Source organism: Saccharothrix stipae, from assembly GCF_054781895.1.
In genome coordinates this window covers 311,178-326,920 of record NZ_BAAGTN010000008.1, presented here as the reverse complement: position 1 = coordinate 326,920, position 15,743 = coordinate 311,178, and the positions used below count along the sequence as shown (strand labels likewise).

The 15,743-nt window shown below is 72.3% G+C and carries 16 protein-coding genes; 8 read left to right on the top strand and 8 right to left on the bottom strand.

Annotated elements, in window-relative coordinates:
- The first annotated feature begins 19 nt into the window (after nucleotides 1-19).
- Both ACYVLT_RS18350 and ACYVLT_RS18345 read left to right on the top strand, forming a co-directional pair.
- The gene (locus tag ACYVLT_RS18350) at nucleotides 20-1,462 is read left to right on the top strand and encodes an O-antigen ligase family protein (protein ID WP_461121399.1); all 1,443 of its coding nucleotides are present in this window, start codon (nucleotides 20-22) and stop codon (nucleotides 1,460-1,462) included.
- The gene (locus ACYVLT_RS18345) at nucleotides 1,459-1,905 is read left to right on the top strand and encodes a hypothetical protein (protein ID WP_461121398.1); all 447 of its coding nucleotides are present in this window, start codon (nucleotides 1,459-1,461) and stop codon (nucleotides 1,903-1,905) included. Before ACYVLT_RS18350 ends, ACYVLT_RS18345 begins: the two co-directional genes overlap by 4 nt.
- Before the next feature lie 12 nt (nucleotides 1,906-1,917).
- On the opposite strand, the gene ACYVLT_RS18340 is transcribed toward ACYVLT_RS18345, so the two are convergent.
- The gene (locus ACYVLT_RS18340) at nucleotides 1,918-2,859 is read right to left on the bottom strand and encodes a LysR family transcriptional regulator (RefSeq protein ID WP_461121397.1); all 942 of its coding nucleotides are present in this window, start codon (nucleotides 2,857-2,859) and stop codon (nucleotides 1,918-1,920) included.
- 70 nt (nucleotides 2,860-2,929) lie between these two features.
- Here ACYVLT_RS18340 and ACYVLT_RS18335 point away from each other — a divergent pair, with 70 nt between their 5' ends.
- From ACYVLT_RS18335 to ACYVLT_RS18325, 3 genes are read left to right on the top strand one after another with little or no spacing between them, the layout of a single operon-like run.
- The gene (locus tag ACYVLT_RS18335) at nucleotides 2,930-3,838 is read left to right on the top strand and encodes a dihydrodipicolinate synthase family protein (RefSeq protein ID WP_461121396.1); all 909 of its coding nucleotides are present in this window, start codon (nucleotides 2,930-2,932) and stop codon (nucleotides 3,836-3,838) included.
- 14 nt (nucleotides 3,839-3,852) lie between these two features.
- Nucleotides 3,853-4,935 carry a hypothetical protein gene (locus ACYVLT_RS18330; protein ID WP_461121395.1) on the top strand — a complete coding sequence of 361 codons (1,083 nt, stop codon included), beginning with the start codon at nucleotides 3,853-3,855 and terminating at the stop codon, nucleotides 4,933-4,935.
- A 20-nt stretch (nucleotides 4,936-4,955) separates the two neighbouring features.
- On the top strand, nucleotides 4,956-5,255 hold the full coding sequence (locus ACYVLT_RS18325; protein WP_461121394.1) for a hypothetical protein: 300 nt from the start codon (nucleotides 4,956-4,958) through the stop codon (nucleotides 5,253-5,255).
- Here the strand turns inward: ACYVLT_RS18325 and hutI are convergent.
- Genes hutI through hutH form a run of 7 tightly spaced genes read right to left on the bottom strand, consistent with a single transcriptional unit; the run spans nucleotide 5,252 to nucleotide 13,074 of the window.
- A complete protein-coding gene (gene hutI / locus ACYVLT_RS18320) occupies nucleotides 5,252-6,406 on the bottom strand; it encodes an imidazolonepropionase (RefSeq protein ID WP_461121393.1) in 1,155 nt (384 codons plus the stop codon). The genes ACYVLT_RS18325 and hutI overlap by 4 nt on opposite strands.
- Entirely contained in the window at nucleotides 6,403-6,588 is a 186-nt protein-coding gene (locus tag ACYVLT_RS18315; RefSeq protein WP_461121392.1) for a DUF397 domain-containing protein, read from the bottom strand. Before ACYVLT_RS18315 ends, hutI begins: the two co-directional genes overlap by 4 nt.
- Nucleotides 6,589-6,600: 12 nt before the next feature.
- On the bottom strand, nucleotides 6,601-7,437 hold the full coding sequence (locus ACYVLT_RS18310; RefSeq protein WP_461121391.1) for a helix-turn-helix domain-containing protein: 837 nt from the start codon (nucleotides 7,435-7,437) through the stop codon (nucleotides 6,601-6,603).
- Nucleotides 7,438-7,489: 52 nt separating this feature from the next.
- Nucleotides 7,490-8,758 (bottom strand): formimidoylglutamate deiminase, encoded by a 1,269-nt coding sequence (locus ACYVLT_RS18305; RefSeq protein WP_461121390.1) that lies wholly within the window; start codon nucleotides 8,756-8,758, stop codon nucleotides 7,490-7,492.
- Nucleotides 8,755-9,933 carry an allantoate amidohydrolase gene (locus tag ACYVLT_RS18300; protein WP_461121389.1) on the bottom strand — a complete coding sequence of 393 codons (1,179 nt, stop codon included), beginning with the start codon at nucleotides 9,931-9,933 and terminating at the stop codon, nucleotides 8,755-8,757. The genes ACYVLT_RS18305 and ACYVLT_RS18300 overlap by 4 nt, the downstream gene beginning before the upstream one ends.
- The gene (gene hutU, locus ACYVLT_RS18295; protein WP_461121388.1) at nucleotides 9,926-11,569 is read right to left on the bottom strand and encodes a urocanate hydratase; all 1,644 of its coding nucleotides are present in this window, start codon (nucleotides 11,567-11,569) and stop codon (nucleotides 9,926-9,928) included. The genes ACYVLT_RS18300 and hutU overlap by 8 nt, the downstream gene beginning before the upstream one ends.
- Complete coding sequence (hutH, locus tag ACYVLT_RS18290) at nucleotides 11,569-13,074, bottom strand: histidine ammonia-lyase (RefSeq protein ID WP_461121387.1); 1,506 nt, start codon at nucleotides 13,072-13,074, stop codon at nucleotides 11,569-11,571. The genes hutU and hutH overlap by 1 nt, the downstream gene beginning before the upstream one ends.
- Nucleotides 13,075-13,221: 147 nt before the next feature.
- On the opposite strand from hutH, the gene ACYVLT_RS18285 reads away from it, so the two are divergent.
- The 3 genes from ACYVLT_RS18285 to ACYVLT_RS18275 are packed head-to-tail and all read left to right on the top strand — an operon-like array spanning nucleotide 13,222 to nucleotide 15,717.
- Nucleotides 13,222-14,160: an ABC transporter ATP-binding protein gene (locus ACYVLT_RS18285; RefSeq protein WP_461121386.1), complete on the top strand. Its 939-nt coding sequence runs from the start codon at nucleotides 13,222-13,224 to the stop codon at nucleotides 14,158-14,160.
- 2 nt (nucleotides 14,161-14,162) lie between these two features.
- A complete protein-coding gene (locus ACYVLT_RS18280; RefSeq protein WP_461121385.1) occupies nucleotides 14,163-14,930 on the top strand; it encodes an ABC transporter permease in 768 nt (255 codons plus the stop codon).
- Nucleotides 14,923-15,717: an ABC transporter permease gene (locus ACYVLT_RS18275; protein WP_461121384.1), complete on the top strand. Its 795-nt coding sequence runs from the start codon at nucleotides 14,923-14,925 to the stop codon at nucleotides 15,715-15,717. Before ACYVLT_RS18280 ends, ACYVLT_RS18275 begins: the two co-directional genes overlap by 8 nt.
- Nucleotides 15,718-15,743: the final 26 nt, after the last annotated feature.

Genomic DNA, 15,743 nt, shown 5'->3' with positions numbered 1-15,743 from the left:
GAAGGGCTGGGGGGCCTGCATGGGGGGAATCGCGCCGGACCGCGTCGTGCCACGGGACGCGGTCGCGCTGCCGCACGCCGTGCTGCTGCTGCTCGCCGCGATCGCCGCCGCGGTCGTCGCCCAGGGCGGCTACTACCTGCCCGGACGCCTCTTCACCGGCGCGCTCGTCGCGGTCGCCCTGGTCCTGGCCCTGCGCAACCGCCCGGACGCCGGCCTGCTGCCGGTGGCGTGCGCCGCGCTGGCCGCGTGGACGGTGCTGCGCGCGGTCCTGAACGGCACGTTCACCGACGCGCTGCCCACGGTCGCGACCCTCGGCTGCCTGGTCGCGGCGGCGTTCGTGGGCCGACGCGCCGACGTCGCGCAACGGGAGCTGTGCGCCTCGGTCCTCGTCGGCGTCGGCGTGCTGGTCGCGCTGACCGGCTGGGTGGCCGTGGTGTGGCGGATCCCGTCCTGGTCGGTGGTCGCGGACGGCCTGGCCCGCGCCGCGTCGACCCTCACCTACCCCAACGCCGCCGCCGCGCTGCTAGCCGCGCTCGCCGTGCTGGCACTGGCCCTGCACACCGGCCGCCCGCACTCGTTGCCGCTGGCCGGCGCGGTGTACGCGCTGGTGGTCGGCGTGGGCGCGACGTTGAGCCGCGCCGGGTTGCTCGCGCTGCTGGTGGGCCTCATCGCGCTGGTGATCTGCAACGGCGTCCGCACCACCCTGAAGCACGCCGGTCCGGCCGGGCTCGGCGCGCTGGTCGCCCTCGGCGCGCTCGCGCCGTCGTTCCCCGTCGCCGAACCGGCCCGACCCGGCCTCGCGATCATCGGCCTCGTGGCCGGCCTCGCGATCACCCTCGGCCTGAGCCGGTTGACGGCGGTGCTCCGGCTGATCGGCGTGGTCGCCGGGCTCACCGTCGCCGTGGTCGCCGGGCTGCTGTTGCGCGACCCGGACGACCTGGACCGGCTGCTCAAGGGCCGGATCTCGACCAGCTCACCGGACCGCACGGGCGCGACGGGCGCGGCGCTGGACCACGTCGCCGCCCAGCCGTTGGCCGGGACGGGGCCGGGCCGGGGTTGGTTCGTGTTCACCACGCCTTCCGGCGACGCCCGCGTGATGCGGTACGTGCACAACGAGTACCTCCAGGTGCTGGTCGAACTCGGGGCGATCGGCCTCGGCCTGGTGCTGCTGGTCCTGGCGGCCATGGCGGCGACGGTCCGGCGGGGCCGGGTCGGTGCGGGAGGCGTGGGAGGCGTGGGAGGTGCGGATGGTGCGGGTGGCGTGGGCGACGGGCGGGCGCTGTGGGCCGGAGCCTCCGCCGCGCTGGTCGTGCTGCTGGTGCACAGCGGGTTCGACTTCCTGTGGCACCTGCCCGTGATCGTGCTGACCGCCGGGCTGCTCACCGGACTCGCCGGCCCCGGCCCCGAACCCACTGCCGGCACACCCGTGGCAGCAGTCCCCACCGCAAAGGAGAACCAGTGAAGTTCGCATCCACCCGGAACGTGCGACCGGCCAGGGCCGCGGCCGTGCTGGCCGTCGTCGCGGGCGCGATCCTCGCGTCCGTGCTGCCGTCCAGCGCCGACGTGAGCGCGCAGTCCCCGTCGCAGCCCGCGATCCAGCTCCAGGCGCAGGGGGAGAGACTGGCGCGCGGCGCGGCGGTCAAGATCGACGTGCAGATCGTCTGCCCGCCGCCGGGCTACGCCTACGTCAACGTCCGGCTCACCCAGCGCGTCGGCCCGGCCATCGCGAGCGGCTCGGGCTACGCGCAGCCGTTCTGCACCGGCAGCACGCAGACGGTCACCGTCTCGGTGCACGCCGCGGAGTACCCGTTCCGCGCGGGCACGGCCTTCGCGTCGGCCACGCTGAGCGGCCCGTTCAACGGCCAGGTCACCGACGACCGCGAGGTCACGATCGTCAACCCGTGACGTGACGGGGGCTCATCGCCGTGGTGGGCCCCCACCCGGTCCGCACGCGAAGTAGGCCGCCGTCGAGGACTCCAGCGCGGCGACGCACGCGGCGATGACGGGGTGGCCGCCTGCACCGCGGCGGTAGGCGATGCGGGTGCGCCGGTGGACGTCGAGCGGGACGAGCCGGACGTCCGCGGGCGGGTGCGCCGCGCCCAGTTCCGGCACGAGCGCGACGCCCTGCCCGGCGGCGACCAGGGCGAGCACGGCGGTGAAGTCGTCGGCGTGGTGGCGCACCCTCGCCGCGAATCCCGCCGCCTGGCAGACCCTCATGGTCACGGTGTGGCAGAGCGTGCCGGGGCTGCCGACGATCCACGCCTCGTCCCGGGCGCGCCCGATCGGATCGCCCGGGTCCGTCGACCGGCCGGCCGGCATGGCCAGGAACAGCGGCACGGCCAGGAACACCGTCTCGTCCAGCAGCCGCACCGAGTCCACGCCACGGTCGGGTGCTACCGGTGCGACGTCGTAGTCATGCCACAGCGCCACGTCGAGGCGGCCGTCGCGCAACGCGTCGGGCATGTCGACGGGGTCCAGCTCGGTGACCATGAGGTCGAGCGCCGGGTGGTCGCGGCCCAACGCGACCAGCGCCGACGGCAGCAGGGTCGGCACGGCGCTGGGGAACGCGCCGATGCGCACGGCGCCGGACAGGCCGGTGCGTGCGGCGGCCACCGTGGCGGACGCGGCTTCCAGGGCGGCCAGGACGGTTTCGGCGTGCTCGACGAGCGCGCTGCCCGCCGGGGTGAGGCGGACGCCGCGACCGGTGTGCTCCAGCAGCGGGACGCCCGCCTCGCGTTGCAGGGCGGCGAGCTGCTGGGACACGGCCGACGGCGTGTAGGCGTGGGCCCGGGCGACGGCCGCGATCGTGCCCAGGTGCGCCAGGTCGCGCAGCAACCGCAGTCGGCGGACGTCGAGCATCAGTTCAGCTTACGGTTTCGTTGAGGAACGCGAACTGGTCCTTCACGGTTCCGCCGGGCAGCCTGGGGTCATGACGTTCACCGGTTTGTTCGTCCCGCTGATCACGCCGTTCGACCGCGCCGGGGCGGTGGCGCTCGACGCGCTGGAAGCCCTCGCCGTCCGCGTCCTGGACGCCGGCGCCCGGGGCCTGGTCGCGTTGGGCACCACGGCCGAACCGTCCGCGCTCACCCCCGATGAGCAGCAGGCCGTGATCGAGGTGGCGTCCCGGGTCTGCCAGGAGCGCGACGCCGCGCTCGTGGTCGGCGCGAACACCGCGGCGGCGCTCCGGGCGTTGGCCGGCCGACCGCAGGTGACGGCCGCGCTGACCACCGTGCCCTCGTTCGTCCGCCCAGGCGAGGAGGGCGCGCTCGCCCACCTGACCCGGCTCGCCACCGACAGCCCGGTGCCGTTGATCGTCTACGACATCCCGTACCGGACCGGGCAGTACCTGTCCGCGGCGACGTTGCGGCGGCTGGCCGAGGTGCCGGGAGTGGTGGGCCTGAAGTACGCGGTGGGCGGGATCGACGCCGACACCGTCGCGTTGTTCGCCGACCGGCCGTCGTTGGCGGTGCTCGGCGGCGACGACGCGTTCATCTCGCCGTTGTTGGCGCTCGGCGCGCACGGCGGCATCCTCGCCTCGGCGCTCGTGGCGACCGGCGAGTTCGTCCGGATGATCGACGCGTGGCACGCCGGGGACGTGGCTCTGGCGCGCGACCTGGGCGGGCGGTTGAGTTCGCTGTCGGCGGCGCTGTTCGCCGAGCCCAACCCCACCGTGATCAAGGGCGTGCTGCACGCGCAGGGCCTCATCCCGACCCCGGACGTCCGCCTCCCACTCCTGGCCGCCCACCCGGACAGCACGTCGGCCGCCCTGGCCGCGCTGGGCCGAACGTGTGAAAGCCGTGAGCCGGCCGACACATCGGCGCCCCGGCGTTCGACCTAGTAGCGAGTGGCACCGTGGCGAGTGGCACCGAGTCGACCGGAGGTCCGATGGCGCCGAACCCGTTCCGGGTGCTGATCGTGCGCGGGCTCTGGAGCCCGCCCCAGGCCGGATCGGCGAGCAGCTGGCCGTGGCCGACGAGCTTCTGCCGCGCCGTCTTCCAGGACCCGAACGGCTGGAGCGTGCGCGACTACTGGCTGCGCTCGACGTTCGGGCTGCTGAACCTCCAGTTCGACATCGAGGGCGGCGCGGCCGGGCTGAACCTGGAGGGCTTGGACGCCAACCACCTCGTGCACCGCCGGGAGGAGGCCATCGAGGCGGTCCGGAACCGGGCCCGCGCCGAGGGCATCAACGTGGACGGCTACCACGGGTTCATCGCCCTGACCAACCCCCCGCCGTCGCACGCAGGCGCCCACGGCAACAGGGCGCTGTTCGACCAGCACGGGTTCCTGGAGTTCTTCCAGCACGAGCTCGGTCACGTGCTGGGTTTCCAGCACGCGTTCGGCCCCGATCTCGGCGACGGCGACCAGGAGACCGCGTACGAGGACGACTACTGCGTCATGGGCAAGACGGGGCCGATGAGCTTCACCATCCCCACGCCACCGCAGGCGGCGAGCGTGGTGACACCGCTGCGCGGGGACTTCTGGCAGACCGGCCGCCGGCTCGCCACGGCCAACCTGCACCGCACGTACCCGGCGGAGTTCGCGCCCTGGGTCCGGCGGGTCGGCATGAACGAGGTCGCCACCGTGGCCGGATCGAGTTCCGTCGCCGAGATCGGGTCGCACATGTCCGTCCTCGCGGTCCTCACCCTGCCGGGCGGGGCCGAGGTCACGGCCGAGTACCGGGTGCCCACGGTCGACGACCGGGGCGTGACACCGGCCGTCGTGGTCCACTCGATCGGGTTACGCAACCTGGGGGTGAGGGACGACGGGCAGCCTTACCGCGAGGTCAACCCGATCTACCTGGAGGGCACGCTGCAACCGCGCGTCGGGGCGCAGCTGCCGATCGTCGCCGGCGTGACCCTGCGGGTCGAGTCGACCGAGTTCCCGGGGACGGTCCTGGGCGCGCGGCCGCCGGTGGTGCAACTCAGGTTCGTCTGACCGACCGGAGGTACCGGGTCATGTTCGCGCACCTCGGCTCGTTCATCAGCGACCACACCGTCCAGGAGTGCCTGGACCTCGCCACGGCGGCGTTCCACCGGTACCGGCTCGACGTGTGGTTCCCGCCCGAGGAGGGTGATTTCGTCATCGTCGGCGGTGACGACCGGCTCGCCGTCCAGGTGTCCTGCATGGCGATGCAGGAGGGGACTTGGGTCACCGTGGTGGGTTACGGGTCCGACTCCTCCGCCGCCGAGTACGGCCGCAACGCGATCCGCGCGCACATGACGAACCCCGCGTCGCCCCCGATCCCGCCGTTCTAGCGCGGGTCCGGTCGACTGCCCGCCCGCCACACGGCGTGGGTGAGCGGGACGCCCGGTCGGTAGGCGAGGTGGGTGGTCGAGGGTGCGTCCAGGACGTGGATGTCGGCGCGGGCGCCCGGTGCCAGGTGGCCGATGTCGGTGCGCCGCAGGGCTTTCGCGCCGTTGAGGGTGGCGGCGGTGACGGCTTCCTCGACGGTCATCCGCATCTGGAGGACTGCCGTCGTTATGCAATATGCCATCGAGGTGGTGTAGGAGCTGCCCGGGTTGCAGTTGCTGGCCAGGGCGACCGTCGCGCCCGCGTCGAGGAGGCGGCGGGCCGGTGGGAGCGATTGCCGGGTCGACAGGTCGCAGGCGGGGAGCAGGGTGGCGACGGTGTCCGAGTTCGCCAACGCGTCGACGTCGGCGTCCGAGAGGTACGTGCAGTGGTCGACGCTCGCCGCGCCCAGCTCGACGGCCAGCCGCACACCGGGGCCTTCGCCCAACTGGTTGCCGTGCACGCGCAGGCCGAGCCCTCTGCCCTTCGCCGCCTCCAGCACGGCTCGCGACTGGTCCGCGTCGAACGCGCCCTGCTCGCAGAACACGTCCGCCCACCGCACGTGCGGTGCGACGGCGTCGAGCATCTCGCCGATGACCAGCGCCACGTACTCGTCCGCGTCGGCTCCCGGCGGCACGAGGTGTGCGCCCAGGAAGGTGACCTCGTCGGCCGCCGAAGCCGCGATCCGCGCCGATCGCACTTCGTCTACAGTATTCAATCCGTAGCCGGTCTTGGTCTCGATCGTGGTGGTGCCCTGCGCCACGGCTTCGCCCACCAGCCGTCGCACATTGTCTACAAGATCCCGATCGGAAGCGGCCCGAGTGGCCTCGACGGTCTTCGCAATACCGCCTGCTGTATACGGTATACCGGCCATCCGCGCCTCGAACTCGGCCGTCCGATCGCCCGCGAACACCAGGTGCGTGTGGCTGTCCACCCAACCGGGCAGGACCGCGCGCCCTCCGACGTCGACCCGCACGTCGGCGGCCGGCGCGGACGCCGAGGACCCGACCCACTCCACCCGGTCGCCGGTGAAGACGAGCGCGGCATCGGTGAGGCGGCCCAGCTCAGGGTCGTTGGTGGTCAACTCCCCGATGCCGGTGATGATCGTACTGGTCACGACCGCACGAACCGCTGCCAAGCCGACGCCGGGAACACCAACGCCCCCGCGTCACGCTTCTTCGAGTCCCGCACCCCCACCGCAGGGCCGGAGAAAGCGACTTCGACGCAGTTGTCGTTGTTGCCGTCGCCGCTGTAACTGCTCCTCCGCCACACCAGACCAACAGGGTCCACAGTGGACACGAAGACCGCCTCTCATTCGCGCTCGGCAAGTATCCGCTCGATCAGGGCGATCGAATCCTCGGGACCGAGCGCCTGCCCGAGCAGGTGGTTGAACAGCAGTTTAGCCCGGCCCACCTCATCTCGATCCTCGATGTGAAGTGCCCCGGTCGCATAGGACACGTAGAGCAACGGCGCATCCTCGGGTTCGGGGAAATCGAGCAGGGTGTACGCCCCTCGTTGGCCGGCGTGGGCGCCAAGAGCGGTCGGCAGGACGCGGAGCACCACCGTGTCCAGCTCGGCGACCATCGACAGGTGGTTCAACTGATCGCGCATGACTTCCTCCCCGCCGATCCGCTGACGCAAGGCGACCTCATCGACCAGAGCAGTCAGCCGGAGAGGGGCTTCATCGGAGGTGAGGCGGCGTTGGCGGATCATGCGGACCTTGACCTGGGTGGCCAACTCGGGCTTGGTGCGCTTGAGCGAACTCGCCTCCAGGACAGCCCGTGCGTAGGGCTCGGTCTGGAGGAGGCCTGGGATGCGGACCAGGGCCAGGTCCGAGACCGCGCATGCCGCAGTCTCGACATCGACGTATCCCATGTCCCGCAGGCCGAAGGCGGTCCACCACCCGGGTCGCAGCGCCTCCCGCACCTGGTCGATGAGGTCGGGGTCGTAGTGGTCGTAGACGTCCATCATCGAGCGGGCGAGGTGGACGTCGAGCCTCGTCTCGCCCGCCTCCAGGCGGTAGAGGCTGTTGCGGTGCTTGTCGAGCGCGGCGGCGGCGTCCTCGATCGTCATCCCAGCCGCTTCCCGCATCCGGCGGATGCGGCGGGCCAGTTTCCGACGGCGAAAAGGTGGGCGAGCTGGCGGCATGCGACCCATGATGGTGAGAGGGACTGACAACAGTGGGAATCTCGGCACCCGATCAGGTGAGTGCCTCCGTCAGCAGCCTGGCGACGTCGCCCAGCTGCTCGTGCACGCCATCGCGCGCCACGACCTTCCCGCCGACCACGACGGTGGTCACGTCCGACGCGGTGGCGGCCAGCACCACCTGTTCGGGCTCAGTACCGGCGGTTCGGATCGAGTTCACTCGAACGGCTACGAAGTCGGCCGGAGAGCCGACTGCCAGCCGGCCGGCCTCGGGCCAGCCGATGGCGGCGTGGTTCGTCAGCGCGCCAACGAGTTCCGCAGGCGTGAACCGGCCGCGTTGGCCGGTGCGCAACCGTTCGTTGTGCTCCAGAGCGCGCGCTTCCAGCAACGGGTCGATCACCGCGTGCTGGTCGCTGCCCAACGACAACGGCGAACCGGCCTCCACCAGCTCGCGCGCAGGGCCGATGCCGTCCGCCAGGTCGGCCTCCGTGGTCGGGCAGAAGCACACCCCCGTCCGCGTCGACCCGAGCAGGCCGATGTCCTTCGTCGACAGGTGCGTCCCGTGCACGGCCGTCGTGCGCGGCGTGAGGGCGCCCGCCTCGGCCAGCAGCTCGGTCGGCGTCATGCCGTACGCCTCCAGGCACGCCTGGTTCTCGGCCGGTTGCTCCGACAGGTGTACATGGAGCGGCCGATCGGGGAACGCGCCCGCTACCAGCGACAATGTTTCACGTGGCACCGCGCGGACCGAGTGGATCGCCGCGCCGATCCTCGTGTTCTCGTCACCGCGCAGCTCAGCGACCCGGTCGAGCCACCTGTCCCCGGTCCCGTCGGAGAACCGCTCCTGCACCCCCCGCACGGGTTGACCGATCCCACCCGCCAGGTAGCAAGCGTCCAACAGGGTGATGCGGATGCCGGCGTCCCGCGCGGCCTGCCGCAGGGCCTCACCCATCTCGTTGCCGCCGGCGTGCAGGTAGTGGAACTCGCCCACCGCCGTCACCCCGGCCACGGCCATCTCCGCGTACACCGCCGTGGCCAGCCTCCGGTACCGCTCGGGCGTCAACCCCTCCGCCACCGCGTACATCCGGTCGCGCCACGTCCAGAACGTGCCGCCGTCCGAGTGCGTGCGCCCGCGCAACGCCCGGTGGAACGCGTGCGAGTGGGCGTTGGCGAACCCCGGGAACACCAGGCCGTAGAGCCGTTCCACGCCGAGGGGGATGGTGTCCACAGCGGACACGGACGCGATGACGCCCTTGTCCACCCGCACCAGCACCCGCGACGTGATCCCGTCCGGCAACCACGCCCGCTCGCACCAGAAGCTCTTCATCGCGTCAAGTGCTCCAACGTCGTCGCCAGCGCCACCACGCCCGCGGCGCAGTCGTCGGCCTCGGCGAACTCCTGCGGCGCGTGGCTGATCCCGGTCGGGTTGCGCACGAACAGCATGGCGGTCGGCACGTGGGAGGCCAAGATCCCGGCGTCGTGACCGGCACCGGTCGGCAGCGCCGGGGTGTCGGCGCCGAGCGCGTCTCGGATGCCGGCCATGAGGTCGGGGTCGAAGTGCACGGTCCCGCCCCAGCTCTCCTCGGCCACCCGCACCTCGCAGCCCTCCTCGGCCGCCGCCGCACGTGCCGCCGACGTGATCCGGTCGACCACCTCACGGGTGCGCGGCTCGTCCTCGGCCCGCGCGTCCAGCCACACGTCCACGGACGAGGCGATCACGTTGGTGCCACCGGGGTTGGGCACGATCCGGCCCACGGTCGCGCGGGCGCCCGAAGTCGCCGCACGGCGCGCGGCCAGCACCATCGCGGCGGCCGGGAGCATCGGGTCGCGCCGGTCCTGCACGAGGGTCGCGCCGGCGTGGTTGCCCTCACCGGTGAACGTGTACCGCCACCGCCCGTGCGCCAGGATCGAACTGGCCAACCCCACCGGCACGGTCAAGCCACGCCCCTGCTCGACGTGCAGCTCGACGAAAGCACCGACGGACGACAACGCGCGGTCGTCGCGGCCCATCCGCAACGGGTCGAAGCCGGCGGCGTGCGCGGCCTCGCCGAACGTGATGCCGTCCGCGTCGACCAGCTTGCACGCGGCTTCCGGGGTGATCGCGCCGGTCATCAGGCGCGACCCGAGGCAGGCCACGCCGAAGCGCCCGCCCTCCTCCTCCACGAACACGACGATCGCCAGCGGCTTCGACGGCGTGAAGCCCTTCGAGCGCAGCAGGTCGAAGGCCTGCAACGCCGACACGACGCCCAGCGGCCCGTCGAACGCACCACCCCCCGGCACGGAGTCGAGGTGGCTGCCGGTGATCACGGCGTCCGGGCCGGGCTCGCCCCACCAGGCCCAGATGTTGCCGTTGCGGTCGGGCCGGACGTCCAGGCCGCGGCGCTCGGCCTGCTCCACGAACCAGGTGCGCAGCTCAAGTTCGACGTGGTCGAAGCCGTGCCGGGAGTAGCCGCCACGCCGGCGGTCGCGCCCGACGTCGGCGATGTCCGCGAGGTCAGTCATCGGCGCTCATCGGGATCGGCACGTGCTTCTGCGCGGCGACGTCGATCGCCCGCTGGTAGCCGGCGTCGACGTGCCGGATGACGCCCATGGCGGGGTCGTTGGTCAGCACCCGTTCGATCTTCTGCGCCGCCAGCGGGGTGCCGTCGGCGACCGTCACCTGACCGGCGTGGATGGACCGGCCGATGCCCACGCCGCCGCCGTGGTGCAGCGACACCCAGGTCGCCCCGGACGCGGTGTTGACCAGCGCGTTGAGCAGCGGCCAGTCGGCGATGGCGTCCGAGCCGTCGGCCATCGCCTCGGTCTCCCGGTACGGCGACGCGACCGAGCCGCAGTCCAGGTGGTCGCGGCCGATGACGATGGGCGCGGACAGCTCGCCGGAGGCCACCATCTCGTTGAACCTCAGGCCCGCGAGGTGGCGCTCGCCGTAGCCGAGCCAGCAGATGCGGGCGGGCAGGCCCTGGAACTCGACCCGCTCGCCGGCCATCCTGATCCACCGGGCCAGCTGCTCGTTGTCCGGGAACAGCTCCAGGATCGCCCGGTCGGTGGCCGCGATGTCGGCCGGGTCGCCGGAGAGCGCGGCCCAGCGGAACGGGCCCTTGCCCTCGCAGAACAGCGGCCGGATGTAGGCCGGGACGAAGCCGGGGAAGTCGAACGCCCGCTCGCAGCCGCCCGCCTTGGCCTCGCCGCGGATGGAGTTGCCGTAGTCGAACACCTCGGCGCCGCGGTCGAGGAAGCCGACCATGGCCTCGACGTGGTCGGCCATCGACTCGCGGGCGCGGTCGGTGAACTCGTCGGGCTTCTTGGCGGCGTAGTCGGGCCAGTCCTCGACCTCGACGCCCTTCGGGCAGTACGCCAAGGGGTCGTGCGCGGAGGTCTGGTCGGTGACGATGTCGACCGGCACGTCGCGGCGCAGCAGTTCGGGCAGCACCTCGGCGGCGTTGCCGATGAGGCCGACGGACAGGGCGCGGCCCTCGGACTTCGCGGCGAGCACGCGGGTGATCGCGTCGTCGATGTCGTCGGCGATCTCGTCCAGGTAGCGGGTCTCCACGCGACGACGTGCGCGCTGCGGGTCGACCTCGATGCAGAGCGCCACGCCCTCGTTCATGGTGACCGCAAGCGGTTGCGCGCCGCCCATGCCACCGAGGCCCGCGGTGACGGTGAGCGTGCCGCGCAGGGTGCCGTTGAACCGCTTGTTGGCCACGGCGGCGAACGTCTCGAAGGTGCCCTGGAGGATGCCCTGGGTGCCGATGTAGATCCACGAACCGGCCGTCATCTGGCCGTACATGGTCAGGCCCTCGGCTTCCAGGCGGCGGAACTCGGGCCAGTTCGCCCAGTCCGGCACGAGGTTGGAGTTGGCGATGAGCACGCGCGGCGCCCACTCGTGCGTGCGCATGACGCCGACCGGGCGGCCGGACTGCACGAGCAGCGTCTCGTCGTCCTCGAGGTTCGTCAGCTCGCGGCTGATGGCGTGGAAGCTCGGCCAGTCGCGGGCGGCCTTGCCCGTGCCGCCGTAGACGACGAGGTCCTCGGGCCGTTCGGCGACGTCGGGGTCGAGGTTGTTGTGGAACATCCGCAGCGCGGCCTCGGTCGACCAGCTGCGGGCGGTCAGTTCGGTTCCTCGGGCGGCGCGCACCATCAGAGGGCTCCCTTCCGGATGAGGTCTTCGGCGGCGGTGATCTCGGGCGCGAGGTGGCGGTCCGGGCCGGGGCCCTCGACGTGCTCGCGGAGCTTCGCCACGGCCGCCGCGGTGGCCGGGGCGGGCTTGAGCGGCGCGCGCAGGTCCAGGGCGCGCGCGGCGGTCAGGAACTCGATCGCGAGCACCCGGCGCAGCCCGTCCACGGACTGGCGCAGCTTGCGCGCGGCGGACCAGCCCATCGAGACGTGGTCCTCCTGCATCGCGCTGCTCGGGATCGAGTCGACCGAGGCGGGCACGGCCAGGCGCTTGAGCTCGCTGACGATCGCGGCCTGCGTGTACTGGGCGATCATGTGGCCGGAGTCGACGCCGGGGTCGTGGGCCAGGAACGGCGGCAGGCCGTGCGAGCGGTTCACGTCGAGCATCCGGTCGGTGCGGCGCTCGGCGATGCTCGCCACGTCCGCGGTGGGGATGGCGAGGAAGTCCAGCACGTAGGCGATCGGCGCGCCGTGGAAGTTGCCGTTGGACTCGACCCGGCCGTCGGCCAGCACCACGGGGTTGTCGATGGACGACGCGAGCTCGCGGTCGGCGACGGTCTCGGCGTAGGCGACGGTGTCCCGCGCCGCGCCGTGGACCTGCGGTGAGCAGCGCAGCGAGTAGGCGTCCTGCACGCGGGTGCAGTCCGGGCCGCGGTGGCTGTCCATGATCTCGGAGTCGCGCAGGATCTCGGCCATGCGCCGCGCGGAACGCCCCTGGCCGGGGTGCGGTCGCAGGGCCTGGAGGTCGGCGGCGAACACGCGGTCGGTGCCCAGGAGGGCCTCCACGCTCATCGCGGCGGTGAGGTCGGCGACGTCGAGCAGGTAGTTCAGGTCCCGCAGCGCGAGGACCAGCATCCCGAGCATGCCGTCGGTGCCGTTGATCAGCGCCAGGCCCTCTTTCTCGGCCAGCCGGACGGGCCGGATGCCCGCCTCGGCCAGCGCCCGCGCGGCCGGGACCAGCGTGCCGCCGGCGTCGCGGACGTCGCCTTCGCCGGTGAGGGCGAGGGCGGCGGCGGACAACGGCGCGAGGTCGCCCGAGCAGCCGAGCGAGCCGAACTCGTGCACGACCGGGGTGATGCCGGCGTTGAGCATCGCGGCCATCGCCTCGGCGGTCTCCAGCCGGATGCCGGTGTGGCCGCTGGTGAGGGTCTTGAGGCGGAGCAGCACCAGGGCGCGGACGACCTCGCGCTCGACCTCGGGACCCGCGCCCGCCGCGTGCGAGCGGACCAGGGACTGCTGGAGGGCGGCACGGCGGTCCGGCGGGATGTGCCGGACCGCCAGCGCGCCGAAGCCGGTGGACACGCCGTAGGTGGGCTCCTCGGCCGTGGCCAGGCGTTCGATGTGCGCGCGGGCGGTGGTGACCGCCTCGCGCGCCGCCTCCGTGATCTCCACGCGCGCGTCGTCCCGGGCCACGGCGTGGACGTCGTCGCGGGTCAGGGTTTTCGGACCCAGCTGCACGGGTTGCTGCATGTGCCCATCTCAACCCGGCGGCCGGATCCGCACGACCCGACATCCGCCGATCGTGTCTGGTATCCGAGACGGGCGGGCCAACCGAAATCCGTCGTCACGCGCCCTGACCCGACGGTAGCGTCACGAAAACCACCATGGGGGGTGACCATGAGTGTCCGCGTGCAGAACCTGACCAGGACATTCCGCAAGGGCAAGGGCTGGCGGCCCAAGGGCGACGAGGTGACCGCGCTCGACGGCCTCACGCTGGACGTGCCGGACAACGAGGTCCACGGGCTGCTCGGCCCGAACGGCGCGGGCAAGACCACGCTGTGCAAGATCCTGTCCACGATCCTGCTGCCCACCTCGGGCACCGCCGAGGTGCTCGGCCACGACGTGGTGACCGGCGCGGCCGAGATCAGGTCCCGGATCGGCATCGTGTTCGGCGGCGAACGCGGCCTGTACGGCAAGCTCACGGCGCGGCAGACCCTGCGCTACTGGGCCGCGCTGTACAAGATCCCGGACGCGCGGGCCAAGGCCCGCGCCGACGAGCTGCTGACCCGCCTCGGCCTCACCGACAAGGCCGACGACCTGGTGGAGACGTTCTCGCGGGGCATGAAGCAGCGCGTGCACCTGGCCCGCGGCCTGATCGGCGACCCGCGGCTGGTCCTGTTCGACGAGCCGACCACCGGCATGGACCCGGTGGCCGCACGCGACTTCCGCAAGCTCATCGGCGAGCTGCGCGACGAGGGCCGCACGATCCTCATCACCACCCACGACATGGACGAGGCCGAGGAGGTCTGCGACCGCGTCACGCTGATCGACAAGGGCCGGGTGTTGGCCACCGAGTCGCCGCGCGGCCTGGCCGAGATGTCCGGCCTGCACCGCTGGGTCGAGGCCGAGACGGCGCTGGACGTCACCGGCATCCCCGGTGTGGTGGACACCGAGACCCGCAACGGCCTGCTCCGGGTCAAGACCACCGACGACCGGGCGGCGCGCGCCGTGCTGGCCTTCCTGCTGGACAACGGCGTGCGCTCGGTGCACGCCGTCCCGCCCCGGCTGGAGGACGTCTACCTCGACCTCATCGGCCGCCGCGGCATGGAGGTGTGAGCGTGCGCCTGTTCCTGTCCGGGGTCCGCACGCAGTTCTGGCTGATCCGCAGGCAACCCGACGAGCTGCTGACGCTGTGCACGATCCCGTTCACCGTGGTGATGATGCTGTCGATCGTGATGCACGCGGCCCGACCCGACCTGGTCGCCAACGCGTTCCTCGCGCCCACCCTGATCGGGCTGTGGGGCTTCGCCACCGGCCTGGCCACGACCGTGCTGGTCGGCGAGCGCTGGACCTCGACGCTGAAACTGGCCATGGCCGCGCCCGGAACCGTGCACTCCGTCTACCTGGGTCGGATCTCGGCGGTGATGGTGCTGGGCGTCGTCCCGCTCGGCGAGACGTGGCTGCTGGGCCGGCTCCTGTTCGGCGTGACGCCGGCGGTGCACCACCCGTGGGTGTTCTGGGCGGCCATGGCCGTGTCGGTGTTCGCGATGATCGGCACCAGCCTGCTGCTGGCGGCGTCCATGCTGCTGTCCAAGAACAGCAACAACTACCTGAACTTCCTGAGCTTCCCGATCTACGTGCTGTCCGGCGTGATGGTCCCGGTGCAGTACCTGCCGGAGTTCCTGCAACCGCTCTCCCACGTGATCTTCCTGTCGTGGTCGGCGGACCTGATGCGGGACGCCATGGCCGCGGCGCCCGTCACGGGCACCGGCTGGCGGCTGCTGGCGATCACCGGGCTCGGCGTGGCCGCGCTGGTCGGCGGGCGGGTGCTGCTGGCGGCCACCCTGCGCCGGGCGCGCGAGCTGGGGGTGGTGACGTATGCGTGACCAGCTGCGGGTGCTCAAGCACGGCCTGATCGCCTCGTGGACCATGTACTCGGCGTTCCAGACGTGGAAGACGTGGACGTTCACCTGGCTGTCCCGGCTGCTGATCCAGGCGTGCTTCTACGCCCTGATCGGCCGGATGCTCGGGTCGCAGCAGCAGGTCGACTACCTGCTCGTCGGCAACGTGGTCGCGATCATGGCCATCGACGCGACCGTGGTCATCCTGCTGACCGTCGGCGAGCGGCAGTCCGGCACGCTCGCGCTGATGGTCGCCGCGCCGGCCACCCACCTCACCGCGTACCTGGGGCGGGGGCTGGTGAACCTCGGGTCGGGGGTGGCGGCGTCGACCACGGCGTTCCTGGTGCTGCCGCCGCTGTTCGGGGTGCGGCTGCCGTGGCCCTGGGCCGCCGCGGTGCCGTTGATGATCTTCGTGGTCGGGTTGTCGTGCTACTGCTACGGGACGTGCGTGGCGTCGTTCGTGCTCGGGTTCCCGTCGGCGCGGTGGCTGGCGTTGAACCTCAGCTACCTGGTGCTGATGACGTTCTGCGGGGTGAACGTGCCGACGTCGTTCTGGCCGGACTGGCTACGCGCGGTCACGTCCGTGCTGCCGATGACGCACGGGCTGGCCGCGATCCGGGTGTTCATCGCGGAGGGAGCGACCTCCACCGTGCTCGTCGGGCTCGGGCTGGAGGTGTGCGTGGGGGCGGTGTGGTTCGCCGCGGCGGCGGGGAGCTTCAACCGCATGGTCCGCCGCGGGCGCCGTGACGGCACGATCGAGTTCGGCGGCTGACGCGTGGTGTGGGCGCCCCTGGAGCG